Annotated in this window: 13 protein-coding genes; 9 read left to right on the forward strand and 4 right to left on the reverse strand. The window is 49.6% G+C overall.

Features of this window, described 5'->3' with window-relative positions; translation table 11 throughout:
• The first annotated feature begins 11 nt into the window (after window positions 1-11).
• Both LMG33818_RS09110 and LMG33818_RS09115 read left to right on the forward strand, forming a co-directional pair.
• Window positions 12-3,626, forward strand: a complete 3,615-nt coding sequence (locus LMG33818_RS09110) for a hybrid sensor histidine kinase/response regulator (RefSeq protein WP_442323064.1) — start codon at window positions 12-14, stop codon at window positions 3,624-3,626.
• Window positions 3,623-4,519 carry a response regulator gene (locus LMG33818_RS09115; protein ID WP_442323065.1) on the forward strand — a complete coding sequence of 299 codons (897 nt, stop codon included), beginning with the start codon at window positions 3,623-3,625 and terminating at the stop codon, window positions 4,517-4,519. The genes LMG33818_RS09110 and LMG33818_RS09115 overlap by 4 nt, the downstream gene beginning before the upstream one ends.
• 168 nt (window positions 4,520-4,687) lie before the next feature.
• Here LMG33818_RS09115 and LMG33818_RS09120 read toward each other — a convergent pair whose 3' ends face one another.
• Window positions 4,688-6,319, reverse strand: coding sequence for a purine-cytosine permease family protein (locus LMG33818_RS09120; RefSeq protein ID WP_442323066.1), 1,632 nt, complete (start codon window positions 6,317-6,319; stop codon window positions 4,688-4,690).
• Between the two features lie 374 nt (window positions 6,320-6,693).
• Here LMG33818_RS09120 and LMG33818_RS09125 point away from each other — a divergent pair, with 374 nt between their 5' ends.
• Both LMG33818_RS09125 and LMG33818_RS09130 read left to right on the forward strand, forming a co-directional pair.
• A complete protein-coding gene (locus LMG33818_RS09125) occupies window positions 6,694-7,719 on the forward strand; it encodes an aliphatic amidase (RefSeq protein ID WP_442323067.1) in 1,026 nt (341 codons plus the stop codon).
• A gap of 67 nt (window positions 7,720-7,786) precedes the next feature.
• Window positions 7,787-8,797, forward strand: coding sequence for a formamidase (locus tag LMG33818_RS09130; protein WP_442323068.1), 1,011 nt, complete (start codon window positions 7,787-7,789; stop codon window positions 8,795-8,797).
• Between the two features lie 153 nt (window positions 8,798-8,950).
• Here the strand turns inward: LMG33818_RS09130 and LMG33818_RS09135 are convergent, their stop codons facing one another.
• Window positions 8,951-9,340, reverse strand: a complete 390-nt coding sequence (locus LMG33818_RS09135; RefSeq protein WP_442323069.1) for a protease inhibitor I42 family protein — start codon at window positions 9,338-9,340, stop codon at window positions 8,951-8,953.
• A 282-nt stretch (window positions 9,341-9,622) separates the two neighbouring features.
• Here LMG33818_RS09135 and LMG33818_RS09140 point away from each other — a divergent pair, with 282 nt between their 5' ends.
• Complete coding sequence (locus tag LMG33818_RS09140) at window positions 9,623-10,147, forward strand: GNAT family N-acetyltransferase (protein WP_442323070.1); 525 nt, start codon at window positions 9,623-9,625, stop codon at window positions 10,145-10,147.
• A 253-nt stretch (window positions 10,148-10,400) separates the two neighbouring features.
• Here the strand turns inward: LMG33818_RS09140 and LMG33818_RS09145 are convergent, their stop codons facing one another.
• A complete protein-coding gene (locus LMG33818_RS09145) occupies window positions 10,401-11,210 on the reverse strand; it encodes an HAD-IIA family hydrolase (RefSeq protein ID WP_442323071.1) in 810 nt (269 codons plus the stop codon).
• Between the two features lie 304 nt (window positions 11,211-11,514).
• Here LMG33818_RS09145 and def point away from each other — a divergent pair, with 304 nt between their 5' ends.
• The 4 genes from def (at window position 11,515) to LMG33818_RS09165 (ending at window position 13,944) form a co-directional block, all read left to right on the forward strand.
• Window positions 11,515-12,069 (forward strand): peptide deformylase, encoded by a 555-nt coding sequence (gene def, locus LMG33818_RS09150; protein ID WP_442323072.1) that lies wholly within the window; start codon window positions 11,515-11,517, stop codon window positions 12,067-12,069.
• A 100-nt stretch (window positions 12,070-12,169) separates the two neighbouring features.
• On the forward strand, window positions 12,170-12,634 hold the full coding sequence (locus tag LMG33818_RS09155) for a methylated-DNA--[protein]-cysteine S-methyltransferase (protein WP_442323073.1): 465 nt from the start codon (window positions 12,170-12,172) through the stop codon (window positions 12,632-12,634).
• A gap of 1 nt (window position 12,635) precedes the next feature.
• Window positions 12,636-13,310, forward strand: coding sequence for a GNAT family N-acetyltransferase (locus LMG33818_RS09160; RefSeq protein WP_442323074.1), 675 nt, complete (start codon window positions 12,636-12,638; stop codon window positions 13,308-13,310).
• Window positions 13,311-13,395: 85 nt separating this feature from the next.
• Complete coding sequence (locus LMG33818_RS09165; RefSeq protein ID WP_442323075.1) at window positions 13,396-13,944, forward strand: GNAT family N-acetyltransferase; 549 nt, start codon at window positions 13,396-13,398, stop codon at window positions 13,942-13,944.
• Between the two features lie 133 nt (window positions 13,945-14,077).
• Here the strand turns inward: LMG33818_RS09165 and LMG33818_RS09170 are convergent, their stop codons facing one another.
• Window positions 14,078-15,136, reverse strand: a complete 1,059-nt coding sequence (locus LMG33818_RS09170) for an NAD(P)-dependent alcohol dehydrogenase (RefSeq protein WP_442323076.1) — start codon at window positions 15,134-15,136, stop codon at window positions 14,078-14,080.
• Between the last annotated feature and the right edge of the window lie 276 nt (window positions 15,137-15,412).

Genomic DNA, 15,412 nt, shown 5'->3' on the forward strand with positions numbered 1-15,412 from the left:
GACCACGCGCGATGAAAATAAATACAAACAGGCTTCCAAAGCAGCGTATCTTTCCGATACGACGCAACTACAATCAGTGGGTAGCCAATCAGACACTGGAAGACTTTTCACTACGCTTTACGGCCAAATCAGCACGTAAGCGCCCTTCTACTGTTGCAATTACGGCGTTGGGATCGGCAGGTTTTCTGGTACAGGAGGCGATTGGAGGGCAGGCTACCTTACAGTATGGATTCACTAATACGCTGATAGCGTGTCTGGTGGTGTTTGCCTTGTTATTTTTGCTGTCGATCCCGATATGCAGAACGGCGGCGCGTGCAGGGCTGGATATAGATTTACTCACACGCGGCGCAGGTTTTGGTTATCTCGGGTCTACCCTGACTTCCCTTATTTACGCCACGTTTACCTTTATATTCTTTGCCCTTGAATCCACCGTTATGGCTCAGGCGCTGGACTGGTTCCTACATGTGCCCGTATGGATGGGTTATATCCTGTGCTCGCTGATTGTACTGCCGATTGTTTCCCATGGGATCACCTACATCAGCCGATTTCAGGTTATTACTCTCCCTATATGGGTGTCGCTGCAGTTATTGCCGTTCCTCTGTATTTACTACCATGATTCACACGCATGGTCACAATGGACTTCCTATCATTCACCAGGACACTCATCAGGCTTCAATCTTGTACAGTTTGGTGCCATTAGCACAGTACTGTTTGCGCTAATCGGGCAGACATGTGAGCAAGTGGACTATCTGCGTTTTCTACCCGTTAAAAGGCCAGTACGAACAGGTAGGCAACATGTATATACAGTCAGTCCGATGAAAAAAGTGAACGACGAACATACGCCGACCCTTGTTACGCCGTTCTTTTCATCTTCGGGGGATACTGATTCCTCAACTCAACAGACAAAACGCCAGGGTAAATTTCCTGTACGCATGGGCTGGTCGTGGAACGGAGCGCTACTTGCAGGAGGAGCGGGCTGGACACTGATTGGTTTGTGTAAAACATTAGCCGGCTCTTTTCTTGCTGTATTGGCGGTAGACAGTGGCCTGGATGTACTGCGGGCGGCAGAGCCACTACACATGTATCTGGTTGGATTCAGCTATGTGCCCTTCAAGGGAATTCTACTGACGGCATTTACGTGCCTCTTCATCGTCCTCTGTCAGCTGAGAATCAACGTCACTAATGCCTACGCGGGTTCGTTGGCCTGGTCGAATTTCTTCTCACGTCTGACTCATATCCATCCCGGCCGTGTCGTGTGGTTGGTGTTTAATCTGTTGATCGCCCTATTGTTGATGGAAGTCGGGATGTATCGTGCTTTCACCCTGATTTTAGGAAGCTATTCGATTATCGCGATCGGCTGGATGGGTAGTGTGGTTGCGGATATCTGTATCAATAAGCCCTTGGGTTTGTGTCCTGAAAAGATCGAATTCAGGCGTGGGTACCTGTTTGATATCAATCCTGTGGGGATTGGCTCGATGGCCATTGCTGTGTTACTGGGGCTGTTGGCCTATCTTGATTTCCTCGGGAGCACAGCGCAGGCATTGGCTTGTTATCTGACATTATTGACGACACTCGTAACGGTACCCTTGCTGGCATGGTGGACAAAAGGGCGCTATCACCATGCGCGCCCTGTCGATCACATTGTGGAAGGCAGGCAACATGCCTGTTGTATTTGTGGTCATGCGTTTGATGCTGAAGACATGTCCTTTTGCCCCGCCTATTACAGCCAAATCTGTTCATTATGCTGCTCGCTGGATGCCCGCTGTGGGGGGATGTGTAAGGAAAATGCGTCCGCAGCCGAGCAACTGACCTCATGGCTAAAGCGTATTTTACCCACGCCATGGTATCCCGCGTTGAATTCGCGCATGGCACATTTTGTGGGGCTCTTTGGTTCAGTGATGTGCCTGATCACTGGCATGATGACGCTGATCTATCGTCAATTACCGGGCGAAGGCCTGCAACCCGCTGCCATATTACCGGTATTTCTTCAAATCTATACCATGCTGATGATCCTGCTGGGCGTAATTTGCTGGCTGGTCGTACTGGCGCATGAAAGCAAAAAACTGGCGCGGGAAGAGAGCCATCGCCAGACAGCCATGCTGATGGAGGAAGTGGAAGCCCATGAAAAAACGGACCACGCACTGCAAAAAGCCAAGGAAAAGGCCGAGACGGCCAGCCGTGCCAAAAGCCGTTATTTGACAGGGTTGAGTCATGAATTGCGTTCCCCGTTGAATGCAGCCTATGGCTATGCGCAGCTGTTGGAGATAGACCGCAGCATCCCGGAGGACAAACGTCCGGCTATCAGTGCCATTCGGCGCAATACGGCGCATCTTTCTCAATTGATAGAAGAATTGCTGGATATTTCGCGGATCGAAGCAGGCAGGATAGAGCTTAAGCGAGGCCATTGCCGGATCAGGGAGATCATGGGTGATCTGTGCCTGATGGCTCAGAGCATGGCTCAGCAAAAAGGGGTCGTGTTTGAGGTGACAGGGGAGAAAACTCTCCCTGAATGGGTGACAACAGATGAAAAACGGCTACGACAGATTCTGACCAATCTTCTTTCCAATGCCGTAAAGTTCACTAATCAGGGGAAGGTGAGCCTGAGTATCAGCTATCAAAATCAGATTGCCCGCTTCAGTATTCGTGATACCGGTGTAGGTATTGCGGCTGATGATCTGAACCGCATTTTCCAGCCTTTTGAACGGATACTTACTCCCGGCCAGCCCAGCGTTGAGGGGTTGGGCATGGGGCTGACCATTTCCAGACTCCTGGCCGAGGTCATGGGCGGAGAGCTGGTGGCATCCAGCCAGCCGGGGCAAGGGAGCCACTTCCAGCTCAGTCTTATGTTGTCCCGTGTTCAGTCCCAGGCGATCACCCCTGCCACTACACCGTGGGTTGTTGGATACAAGGGGGCACGCAAGACTATTATGGTCGTGGATGATGATGCAGGTCATCGCCAATTGATGCAGGATGTCTTGAGCTCTCTTGGATTCAACGTACGAACGAGTGCTGATGGCATGGATTGCTTGCATCAACTTCAGCAAGTGCTGCCCTCCACACCTGAGCTTGTGTTGATGGATGTCGGGATGCCGGGCATGACTGGCTGGGAAACGGCTGAAGCGCTAAGGCAACAACAATATTCGGGAACGATCGTGATGTTGTCTGCCAGTGCGGATACTCAGGAATCCATGGATATTCCCAGAGATTTTCATGATGACTATATTCTTAAGCCCTTTGTAATGGAGGAGTTGTTGCATACTTTTGCACAACATTTGGCGCTGGAGTGGGTCCATGAACAGCCTGACTTCAGGTACGTGAAAACCTCACCCTCCCTGTCGACGCCCGGAATGGCAGCGCACGCAATAAAAACAGACGTTCAAGATGATAATAATGCGGCTGATGTTCTGGACAAGCGCACTCACCATGAATCGTCATACTCGCTTGATCAATGGCGAGATGAGACGTTGGCACTTGCCGAAGTTGGGCACTTGAGTGGATTACGCCAACAGTTAAAGAAAGCGCATTCAGATGAACGTTTTGATGCAATGCAGTTGAAGGCGCTGGATATGGCTCTTGCCAGACTGGATTTCCGCGACATCATTCGACTACTGGAGAAACAGCTATGACTTCGTTGGATTATCCACAACGTCAGGATGTCGTTCTGGTGGTTGATGATTCTCCTGATTCACTCGGCATGATTCATCAGGCGCTTGAGCAGGCAGGTATTACAACCCTGGTGGCGCTGGATGGTGAACAGGGGATTCAGATTGCCACTCGTATGGTGCCTGATCTGATTTTGCTTGATGCGCTGATGCCCACGCTGGATGGTTTTGAGACGTGCCGTCAACTGAAGGCACGACCTGATGTTGCCGGTATTCCCGTGATCTTTATGACGGGGCTTTCCGAAACAGAGCATGTAGTAAAAGGGTTTGATTCTGGCGCGGAGGATTATGTGACCAAACCCATCCATCCCGCTGAGTTGATTGCCCGAATCCGAGTACATTTACGCAATACACATGAAGCACGTGCAACACGTCGAGCATTGGATTATCTGGGGCAGAGCTCTTTCTCGATGAATGAAGCGGGAGAGTGGGCGTGGGTGTCATCACAGATAGGCCAATGGCGTGAAGCCTATGGTGACGCTGCCGAGACAATACCAGGAATCGTCACTCAATGGTTGAAGCAGACACCTCTACCGGGAGACTTGCAACGCTTGGGTATCGGGCCATGGCGATTGCGATTTTTAGGCCTGATGGAGGAGGCCTATCTGTTTCGATTAACCGCCGACGATGGTGAAACAGAAGCTGACCTTTTAAAGGAAATGCTGCGTCTGACACAACGTGAATCGCACGTGCTGTTGTGGATAGCACAGGGAAAAACCAATCGGGAGATTGCCCAAATCCTTGAATTGAGCCCACGCACAGTGAATAAGCATCTTGAGCAGATCTATCGGAAAATAGGGGTAGAAAATCGTACCCAGGCAGCGGCCATGGCGCTACGTTGTTTGACGCGTTTGTGAGTAGTGCAGTTAGCGTATGCAGTAAGGCAAGGGGAATATAAAAAGGCCGGAGGCGAGTCGCGATCCAACGACATACGCTCCGGCAATGAGGATCTCTGACATACTCAGGTAGTACGTCAGAACGGGCAGGTGCAGGCAATTTGGTTGCCCACACCTATGAGTTGGCTACTACGACATTTCTTTCACTTTGGTGGTTGCACAGAGGGAACAGACAACGCCGTTGAATTCCCGTGAATAGATCACATCCGGACGCTCATAGGTTTGCTCGCAACTGACGCAATGATAATCACCGGCTGCGGGTGCACCGCTTTCATCAAAGCGCGGTGCCTTGATGCCATCATCCGTTTTCTTCAGGTAGAACTTTCCGCCGGTAATGACGGCCATGACGGGTGTTGCTACAAAGGCAACGACAATAGCTACCAGAGGAGAGTATGAAGAGAGCAGAGAACCCAGTGCTCCGAAGTACGCCAGAATGGAAAGCCCTGCCGAGAGAATGAACGCCACAGTGCCTACCGGGTTGACGTTGTACAACATGCCGCGGCGATATTCGGGCAGTTTGGGTGACAACTTCAATAGATATTTATTGATCACAATGTCAGTTGCCACAGTGACGACCCATGCCACAGCGCAATTCGAATAAAAGCCAAGAATGTTGTCGAGTACCGAGAACATATTGCCTTCCATGAGCGCCAGTGCGATAGCGACGTTAACAAATAGAAAGACAAGGCGGCCGGGATAGTGTTTGGTGACGCGAGTAAAAGCATTCGTCCACGCCAAAGACCCGCTGTAGGCATTGGTGACATTGATTTTGATCTGGCTGATAACGACAAGAATAACGGCGAGTGTTAGTGCCGCCCAGCTTGGCATCATTAAACTGAAATCGCCCATGAATTGTTGGATAGGCTCTGATGCTGCAGTCGAACCGATACGGCCGACGACGTATACCGCCAACAAACAACCGATGGCTTGCTTGAGTGCGCCCAGAATTACCCAACCTGGCCCTGCGGCGATAACCGATAACCACCAGCTTTTGCTGTTTTCTGGTGTGCGGGTAGGCATGAAACGAAGGTAATCTACCTGTTCCCCGATCTGAGCCATGAGCGATAGCGCCACACCCGCGCCCAACATGATATCGGAGAGATGCACGCCGCCATCGGATTGGCCAGAATAACTGAGCCATTCGGAGAAAAAGCCCGGATGCGTGCCCAGAAGATACAGTACCGGCCCAATCATCATGATCAGCCAGATGGGGGAAGTCCATACTTGCAGCGTGCTCAGGACTTTCATCCCGTACATGACGAGCGGAATCACAATCACTGTCGAGATCAGGTAGCCCAACCATAGCGGTATATGCAGCCCCAACAGGAGCCCCTGTGCCATGATCGAGCCTTCCAGAGCAAAGAAAATGAAGGTGAAAGTTGCAAAGATGATACTGGTCAGGACAGAGCCATAAAACCCGAAGCCGGCCCCGCGTGTCAGCAAATCCAAATCAATATTGTAGCGTGCGCAATAAAAGGCAATGGGCATTCCGGTGACAAAGATGACGACTGCCGCGACCAATATGCCTAAAAGGGCATTGATGGTGCCATGGGATAGCCCCATGGTGGCACCAATGGAGAAGTCAGCCAGATAGGCGATGCCCCCCAACGCAGTAATTGAGACTACAGCAGGGCTCCAGCGGCGAAAACTACGTGGTGCATAACGTAACGTGTAATCTTCCAGTGTTTCATTGGCGCTATGGCTATGACCACTGTTATTGCTACCTGTGGGTGGGGAGTTCACTTCGTACTGGGTTGTCATTCGGTATCTCCTGAGAGCCTTTCTACCTGCGGTGAATGCAGATCTACTCTCCAGCCGGATTGTTTATAAAAATTGTTGTTATGGGCACTGCTCTTTATAGAGGGGGCTTCCATCCATCCTGTAGGGAAAGATGGGATGAGGCCTGTACTACATTCCCTCTATGGAAGGACTTTTTATTATTCCCTTACATCATGCCTGTTTATCTGATGATTTCAGTACGTCAAATGACGTATATCGCCCGGGGAGGATGCCCAGTAGGCAGCGTGATCATGATTCCGCACAGTATGTTCAGAGGGCTTATCCGTCAGTTCACCCTCATCCGCTAATCGGAATGAAGATCAACGTCTGGTCTTCCTCATGTGAAGGGCCACAATATGCGTCATGGAGACATATCAAGTAGTGCGGATAATGTAGGCGTTGCTGTCGTGAATTATGCGATGCCGCGGTTACATGACCGGGAAGCCGTACTGGAGAATGCTCATGCGATAGCCAATATGCTTATTGGTATGAAGCAGGGGCTTCCGGGGATGGATCTCGTTATATTCCCTGAATACAGCACCATGGGCATCATGTATGACCCGCAGGAGATGATGGCGACTGCGACGACCATCCCCGGGCCTGAAACGGATATTTTTGCCGCCGCCTGTAAAAAAGCGAATACATGGGGTGTTTTCTCCATTACTGGAGAGCAGCATGAGGAACATCCGCACAAGGCACCCTACAACACGCTCGTATTGATTAACAATCACGGCGATATTGTTCAGAAGTACCGTAAATGTATTCCATGGTGTCCGATCGAGGGTTGGTATCCCGGAGACACGACGCATGTCAGTACGGGGCCCAAAGGGTTAAAAATCAGCCTCATTGTGTGTGACGACGGTAACTATCCGGAGATATGGCGAGACTGCGCCATGAAAGGTGCCGAGCTGATTATTCGCTGTCAGGGCTACATGTATCCCTCTAAAGAACAACAGATCATCATGTCCAAAGCGATGGCCTGGGCAAATAACTGTTATGTGGCCGTCGCCAACGCGGCCGGCTTTGATGGTGTTTACGCTTATTTCGGGCATTCTTCCATTATCGGATTTGATGGCCGCACATTGGGAGAGTGTGGAGAAGAGCCAATGGGCGTCCAATATGCTCAACTCTCTGTCAGCCAAATTCGTGATGCCCGGCAGAATGATCAGTCCGAAAATCACCTCTTCAAGCTCCTGCATCGTGGCTATACAGGCGTATTCCATTCAGGCGATGGCGAACATGGTGTCGCTGAGTGCCCATTCGATTTTTATCGACAATGGATAAATGACCCATATACAGCGCAGAAAAACGTGCATGCGATAACACGCAACACGATAGGTACTTCACAGTGCCCCGTAGGTGTTTTGCCCACCGGTGACTAGAAATACTTGTAAAACAATGACAAGAACATTCGGCGTTAGCCGTCGATACCAAGCAAGGAGAGTTATCATGGGAAGTACAGGAAGTGTAAGTGCCTGGGAAGAGGCCCTGTTGGTGGCTGCCATTCAATATCCCGTACCTGTTATTGCAGGCCCGGAAGATATTCAGGTTCAGGTGGATAAAATTTGCCGGGCGGTCGCTTCTACCAAGGCGGGTTATCCTGACCTTGATCTGATTGTCTTTCCCGAATACTCCACGCAGGGGTTGAATACGAGTATCTGGACGTACGATGAAATGCTCCTGACACTTGAAAGCCCAGAGGTTCAGCGCTTCAAGGATGCGTGTCGGGCAAATGATGTGTGGGGGGTATTCTCCATTATGGAGACCAATGAAGATCCCTCCTTACCCCCGTATAACACAGCGATCATCATTAACAATGAAGGTGACATTGCGCTGCACTATCGTAAGTTGCAGCCCTGGGTGCCCATCGAACCCTGGAGCCCGGGAAATCTGGGGATGCCTGTTTGCGATGGCCCGAAAGGTTCGAGGCTTGCCGTTAACATTTGTCATGATGGCATGTTTCCTGAGCTTGCGCGTGAAGCGGCCTACAAAGGTTGTAATGTCTACATCCGTATTTCCGGGTATTCCACACAAGTCAATGACCAGTGGATCTGGACGAATCGCACGAATGCCTGGCAAAACCTTATGTATACCGTCTCTGTAAACCTTGCCGGTTACGATAATGTGTTCTATTACTTTGGTGAGGGCACAATTTGTAACTATGATGGAAATGTCATTCAGCAGGGGCAGCGTAACCCGTGGGAGATTGTAACTGCTGAACTCTTCCCCCGATTGGCAGATAAGGCTAGAGAACACTGGGCGTTGGAAAACAATATTTTCAACCTGGGTTGCCGGGGATACGTCGGTAAGCCCGGTGGAGAACGCGCCAATTATCTGACCTGGGTAGAAGACCTTGCCAATGGTAATTACAAGCTGCCGTGGGATGACAAGGTCAAGGTACGGGATGGTTGGAAATACTACCCAGACGGCGTGAAGCTAGGGCCCATGCCAAAAGAGTAAAGGGAAGGTTGCAAGGCGGTCATGAAGGCGGTCATGAAGGAATTGGGGCACATAGTCCCTTATGAGCAACACCCAACGATGTACGATCCTTTTCAGCTGAGTTCAGTCATGAACCCAGCTGTTTTTTATTGCATCGCTGGCAATGGTGCGTTGTTATTTGACGTGTACAGTGATGGTGCGGGTTTTCCAGGAAGCTTTATTGAAGGACTGCCCATAAATAAGCTGCAGTTTCGCCGTACCCACATGCTGGCCGATAAAGGTATAGGTGTAATGTCCACCTACCCCGACCATACCTTCTTCGTGCTGATTTTCCTGATAATGACCATCGATGAGAATCAGGTTGGAGGGTAATTGTTTCACCATCCATGTATAGCCTGTGGTGGGATTTGCCTCGAGGGAAATATGAGCCAGTTTCCCTACCTGTGCATTTAATGTCTGTGGGGCCGTGCTTTTCATTGTGGTGCTTGCCATTGCAGTACTTGTTATTGCCGTTCCTGCCAATAATGCCATGGATAGGCTGACGGCTTTCATCAGGATACGCATAAAGACCTCCTTGTCTATTGAGTAAATCAAAGTGCCGGGTTCTCCCGCAGTATAGTCTGCTTGCCGAATTCGAGGCCAAAAAAAGCCCGGTCGAGAAAACCGGGCATTATAAGGATCATTGCAAGGGAACAATTACCTGTTGAGACCGATGCTGGATGAATTGGTTCATTTTTGAGTGAAATATTTACAGATTTTATAGTAGCCCTATACACCTGTTAGCAAATGGCTATTGTGTTGATGCTGTTTTCTTCCTTATCCATTCAATTTGAAGCGAGTATAACGATGACAACCAAGATACGCTTTCATGAGGGAACCTCCATTGAGCCGGATGTGGCGGCACTTACGCGAATTTTAATTGATAGCGTTGATCTGGGCGCTTCCATAAGCTTTATGGCGCCATTATCGGTTAAAGATGCATCATATTTTTGGCTCGAAAATGTTAATCCAGAGGTGATCGATGGTCATCGGGTCTTAATGGTTGCCGAAGTAAATGGGCAGGTTTCGGGTACTGTACAAGTGATTACAGCTATGCCTCCCAATCAGCCCCAGCGGTGTGAAGTTGCAAAAATGATTGTGCACCCAGATGCACGCGGCAAAGGCCTGGGACGACGCTTGATGGAAGAAGCCATCGCCTATGGGAAACGTAGCGGGAAAACATTGATGACACTCGATACCCGAACCGGGGATGTCGCTGAGCATCTGTATTCTACATTGGGATTTGAAGTAGCCGGAGTGATTCCTGACTTTTCCTATGATCCCAATGGAAAAGCACTTCGGCCAACGACCTATATGTATCGCTATTTATAGCGTTGAAAACATGTACAGATTCTTGTGACACGACAAGTACTGTCACTCGAACAAAATCTTCCGGATGTATCAGGGCTCCCGGCGTGGTTTGAAGGCCTGATAAACAAGCAGCAAAACTCAAGGCAGCGTTTTTTTGTACATCCAAAACAAAGCCCTCAACCATGTAGGCCGAGGGCTTTTTATTTACTAAGATCCTGCCATAAGCGCGTTGCCAATATCGTATTGCCTGAAATGGATTGAGTGTACGATACGTTCAGGCTTCTGCGGTATCCTCTTCTTTCGGTTTTTTCGTTTTAGACACTAAATCAGCGACTGAGCCAATGATCTCTTTTGGGCGGAAGGGATATTGCTCCAGATGTGATTTGTCGGAAATCCCCGTCATTACCAAAACCGTATGTAACCCTGCTTCCATCCCGGAAATTATATCCGTATCCATACGGTCCCCAATCATACCGGTACCTTCGGAATGCACGCCCAGTTTGTTTAGCGCAGAGCGGAACATCATCGGATTGGGTTTTCCCACGATGTATGGCTTTTTATTGGTTGCACAGGTAATCAAAGCGGCAATAGAGCCTGTCGCCGGCAATGGACCTTCGTTACTTGGCGTCGTCGGATCCGGATTGGTCGCGATAAAGCGTGCGCCCTGATTAATCAGCTGAATCGCCTTGGAAATCGCTTCAAAGGAGTATGAACGTGTTTCACCCAACACGACGTAGTCCGGTTGAGTATCCGTCATGATGAAACCGGCTTCATGAATGGCTGTGGTGAGGCCTGCTTCTCCAATGACGTAGGCAGAACCTCCCGGATGTTGATCCTTGAGGAAGGTGGCCGTTGCCAGAGCCGATGTCCAGATGCTTTCCTCAGGAATATCCAGCCCCGCGTAACGGAGTCTTGCGCTCAGGTCGCGTGGAGTATAGGTGGAGTTGTTGGTCAAGACCAGAAAGGGCGTTTTATTCTTACGCCATTGCTGAATCAGCTCGGCGGCCCCCGGAATCGCTTTGCTTTCGGAGACGAGCACGCCGTCCATATCAGTTAACCAGGCATTGATGGAGCGATGGCTCATGCGTTTTATCTCCTGACAAAAAGGGAAAGGAGCATAGTAAACCGGATAATGGGTTGATTCACCCCACTTTTTTCAAAAATGAGCTGAGAAGGTATGAATTTTATTTACCTGTTACGACATCATGACGTTTCTAACTACCCTTACCACTTTGGGAATATTGATCAACACTTCTTGTAACGACATGATAATCATGGGTGTCAGCGGTTTTTGGGACCACTCTATATGATTAACGTTATATATTGCTTTATCTGTTAGTCGGGCATTTATTTCCAGCTGCCCCTTGTTGCGGTTGGTTGAGTAGTGCATGAGGCACGAAAGAGAGGAAAAGATGATTCGTGAAATCCTGAGAATGGGTGATGAGCGTTTATTGAAAATGGCACCGCCGGTACCTCCCGAGAAAATTGGTACGGAAGAGCTGCATACGCTGGTCAATGACATGTTCGAAACCATGCGTGCCTCGGGGGGCGTCGGTTTGGCGGCCCCCCAAATCGGTGTTGATTTGCAGCTGATGGTTTTTGCCGTTGTACCGAGTGATAAATTCCCTGAGCGTCCAGAGGTGGCGCCATGTGCGTTGCTGAATCCGATTGTGACGGTTGAGGATGAAACACTGGAGAGTGACTGGGAAGGATGTCTCTCGATCCCTGGCTTAAGAGCCAAGGTAGATCGCTATGCCACGATTCGTTACCAGGGAATTGACCCTGATGGTCAGCCGATTGATGTCGTGGCCGATGGTTTACATGCACGCATCGTCCAACACGAACATGACCATTTGATAGGGCGGCTTTATCCATCACGTATTACTGATTTTACTACGTTTGGATTCAACGAAGAGATCGCCAACAGATCAAAAGAGATGTAGAAACTGTATATCAAGACTTAATTTCCGTGCGTATTGGCCGAAAATACAGATGTAGGTTTGAATCCATAGGGAGTCGGGCAGCATGGTGTCGTACACATATATGAATTCCAACGTAGGGAAACTTCTGTTAGCCGCTGATGCTAATGGATTGCAGCTTGTACAGTTTGAAAACACACGTTATCCGCAACAGGTGACCGACGCTTGGCAAGAAGATGCTCAGCATCCCGTGTTGAAAGAAGCCCGTTCCCAATTGGAAGCCTACTTTGAAGGCGAGCGCAGGCATTTTGATTTGCCGCTTTCACTACAGGGAACAGCGTTTCAGAATCGCGTTTGGCAGGCGCTTCAGGAAATACCCTATGGCGATACCTTGAGTTATACCGAACTTGCCACTGCTATTGGCTCCCCTAAAGCCATTCGTGCGGTGGGGGCTGCCAATGGGCGTAACCGTATACCCATCATTATCCCTTGCCACCGAGTCATTGGTAGTAATGGGCGACTCACTGGTTTTGCAGGGGGGCTGGAAACGAAGGCCTTATTGTTGTCACTGGAATGTTCGAGACACTAGGATGAAGCAACCGCTACCCGAGCAGATTGAAGCGCCCCGGCTAATGTTGCGGCAAATTACGCGTGCCGATGCACCATTTCTCTTTGAAGAAATGAAGTGCTCATATCATTACCTTGCTGCATGGGCCTCGTGGGTCAAACCTGATCTGACACTGGCTGATCAGGAAGCCTTTTGCCAACGGTCATATGACGATTTCCTTATGGGGATTGGTGCTACCTATGGGTTGTGGTGTACCGATGAGCTGTGGTGTACCGATACGGCTGAATCTGTATCCAGGCATACACAGTCCACACCGGATGATACTAGAACATTTGTCGGTACCGTGGGGCTATCCTCAATTGATTGGGCTATCCCCAGCGCCTGTATCGGCTATTGGGGAGCAGAAGTGATACAAGGACACGGTTTTATAAGTGAATCAGTAAGAGCAGTGATCCAGCATTATTTTGAAAAAATGAATTTTGAACGCCTTTGGCTGACCTGTGATGTATTGAATGAGGCAAGTCAGCGTGTTGCAGAGCGTTCGGGAATGCAGCGCGAGGCTCTGTATAGGCACACTCGACGTAATCCTCAGGGGGCATTGAGTGATATGTTCTGCTATTCGATCATTCGTACGGATGTCACTGGGGAGCTATCGACAAGAAGGCAAGGATCAGGGGATACTCGTTCAGGCCAGTAATGGCAATGTTTTCTATTCCTTTATCAGGCCTTTCTATGCGCTATTGCGTCTTGACTGGTCAGTGACTGATGGAGCTTAAGCATTCATGACCGATATTCCCCAGAGGTTGGAAACTTCCCGGTTGATTCTGCGTCAACTCGAACCTGATGATGCCGAACCGCTTCATGACGAACTCAAGCGCTCCTATGAGCATCTTGCCCCGTGGCTGGAGTGGCTAACGCCCAACATGACATTGGAAGAGCGCCAGGAATTTTGTGAATGCGCCTTCAATAATTTCCGCGAAGGTAATGGTGCCATCTATGGTTTATGGATCAGGGAGACAGGCCGGCTTGCCGGCGTCATGAATGCGTCCAACCTCAATAAATCGGTACCCAGCGCAGAAGTAGGGTATTGGGGAGCAGTAGAAACAAAGGGGAAAGGGTACATTAGTGAGGCTGTTCGTGCGATCAGTCATCATCTGATTGATGTTTCTGGCTTCGAACGTGTCTGGCTGAGTTGTGATGCCAACAATGTGGCTAGCCAGCGTGTTGCAGAGCATTCGGGTATGCAACAGGAAGGTCGGCTCAGGAATGCACGCCGTGATCTCAAGGGTAATTTGAGCGATACCCTGATCTATTCCATCATCAGGGATTAAAAAAACATCACCCTGTCAGTAGGACTGGCAGGGTGATGTTGTCTGGGATTTTAACTGCCTTCTGCTATCCAAAACTGTCTGATACAGAATGATGAGTAGCCTGGGTGGGTGCGTTCCCGGCAGCTAACCTTGCTCAGGCGTCCGGGTAGGATTTCTTCATATCGATGACGAAGCGGTATTTCACATCGCCCTTCTGCATACGCTCGAAGGCTTCATTGATCTGGTCAATCGTAATCACTTCGACATCACAGCCGATATTGTGTTCGGCACAGAACTCCAATAGCTCCTGAGTTTCGGCAATACCTCCAATCAGTGAACCTGCCACCACTCGGCGTTTCATCACAAGATTCATTGCATTGATGGTGGGTTCGATGGGTTCAATAAGGCCCACAAGAATGTGTACGCCATCAAACTTCAACAGGTTGAGGTAGGGGTTAATGTCGTGAGCGACCGGAATGGTATCGAGCAGATAGTCAAAATAGCCGGCATACGCTTCCATTTGTGAATCATCAGTAGAAACCACCACGTGGTGTACGCCATGGCGTTTGGCTTCCTCCACTTTGGATTCAGAACGGGTGAACAGGGTGACTTCGGCACCCAGTGCAATGGCCAGTTTGACGCCCATGTGTCCAAGGCCACCCATACCGATCACACCTACCTTGTGGCCGGCTTTTACGCCATGGTATTTCAGCGGTGAATAGGTGGTGATACCGGCACACAGAATAGGGGCAGCTGTCGTGAAATCAAGCTTCTCGGGTACGCTTACAACAAAGTTTTCACTCACCACTATCTGAGTCGAGTACCCCCCCTGAGTGGTTGTGCCATCCTGACGATCCGGACTGCCATACGTCATGGTAAAACCTTCGAGGCAGTATTGTTCCAGCCCTTGTTTACAGGCTTCACAGGTCTGGCAGGAATCTACCATACAGCCTACACCCACAATCTGGCCCGGTTTGAAGGCTTCCACTTTGTCGCCCACCGCGGTGACGCGCCCAATAATTTCGTGTCCGGGCACAACAGGGAAGGTACTGAAGCCCCAGTCATCGCGTGCGAAGTGCAGGTCACTGTGGCAAACGCCGCAATACAAAATCTCGATAGCAACGTCGTCAGCGCGTGGGATACGACGGTCAAATGTGAATGGTTCAAGAGGCGTAGTAGAGGACAGTGCAGCATAGCTCTGTGTATTGGCCATAAATCTCTCTCTAATGATTTCAGAACATGGTTGATGGAGGGGTATTAATTGCTTTTTACTAAATAGATGAAGGGTGGATAAAGGCGCAGGTAGTAGGCTGAACATGGCGATATGACATTTCCGACCCCTTCGTTATTCATCTTTTACTAGTGTGATGGCTATAAAGGAATATAGCTAGCTCACTTCTGCTTTATCCTTGCCTGATCCTATGGAAAATAGCATTTTTGCTAACGAATCAAGCGATATGCATGCATAATGTTATGATGTAACGAACAA

It is taken from the genome of Cernens ardua (assembly GCF_051251085.1).
Lineage (GTDB): Bacteria > Pseudomonadota > Gammaproteobacteria > Pseudomonadales > Halomonadaceae > Cernens > Cernens ardua.

Bases quoted from the DNA above. Each gene is read 5' to 3' on its own strand.
- LMG33818_RS09110 (WP_442323064.1), top strand. From the start codon at position 12: ATGAAAATAAATACAAACAGGCTTCCAAAGCAGCGTATCTTTCCGATA.
- LMG33818_RS09115 (WP_442323065.1), top strand. From the start codon at position 3,623: ATGACTTCGTTGGATTATCCACAACGTCAGGATGTCGTTCTGGTGGTT.
- LMG33818_RS09120 (WP_442323066.1), bottom strand. From the start codon at position 6,319: ATGACAACCCAGTACGAAGTGAACTCCCCACCCACAGGTAGCAATAAC.
- LMG33818_RS09125 (WP_442323067.1), top strand. From the start codon at position 6,694: ATGCGTCATGGAGACATATCAAGTAGTGCGGATAATGTAGGCGTTGCT.
- LMG33818_RS09130 (WP_442323068.1), top strand. From the start codon at position 7,787: ATGGGAAGTACAGGAAGTGTAAGTGCCTGGGAAGAGGCCCTGTTGGTG.
- LMG33818_RS09135 (WP_442323069.1), bottom strand. From the start codon at position 9,340: ATGCGTATCCTGATGAAAGCCGTCAGCCTATCCATGGCATTATTGGCA.
- LMG33818_RS09140 (WP_442323070.1), top strand. From the start codon at position 9,623: ATGACAACCAAGATACGCTTTCATGAGGGAACCTCCATTGAGCCGGAT.
- LMG33818_RS09145 (WP_442323071.1), bottom strand. From the start codon at position 11,210: ATGAGCCATCGCTCCATCAATGCCTGGTTAACTGATATGGACGGCGTG.
- def (WP_442323072.1), top strand. From the start codon at position 11,515: ATGAGGCACGAAAGAGAGGAAAAGATGATTCGTGAAATCCTGAGAATG.
- LMG33818_RS09155 (WP_442323073.1), top strand. From the start codon at position 12,170: ATGAATTCCAACGTAGGGAAACTTCTGTTAGCCGCTGATGCTAATGGA.
- LMG33818_RS09160 (WP_442323074.1), top strand. From the start codon at position 12,636: ATGAAGCAACCGCTACCCGAGCAGATTGAAGCGCCCCGGCTAATGTTG.
- LMG33818_RS09165 (WP_442323075.1), top strand. From the start codon at position 13,396: ATGACCGATATTCCCCAGAGGTTGGAAACTTCCCGGTTGATTCTGCGT.
- LMG33818_RS09170 (WP_442323076.1), bottom strand. From the start codon at position 15,136: ATGGCCAATACACAGAGCTATGCTGCACTGTCCTCTACTACGCCTCTT.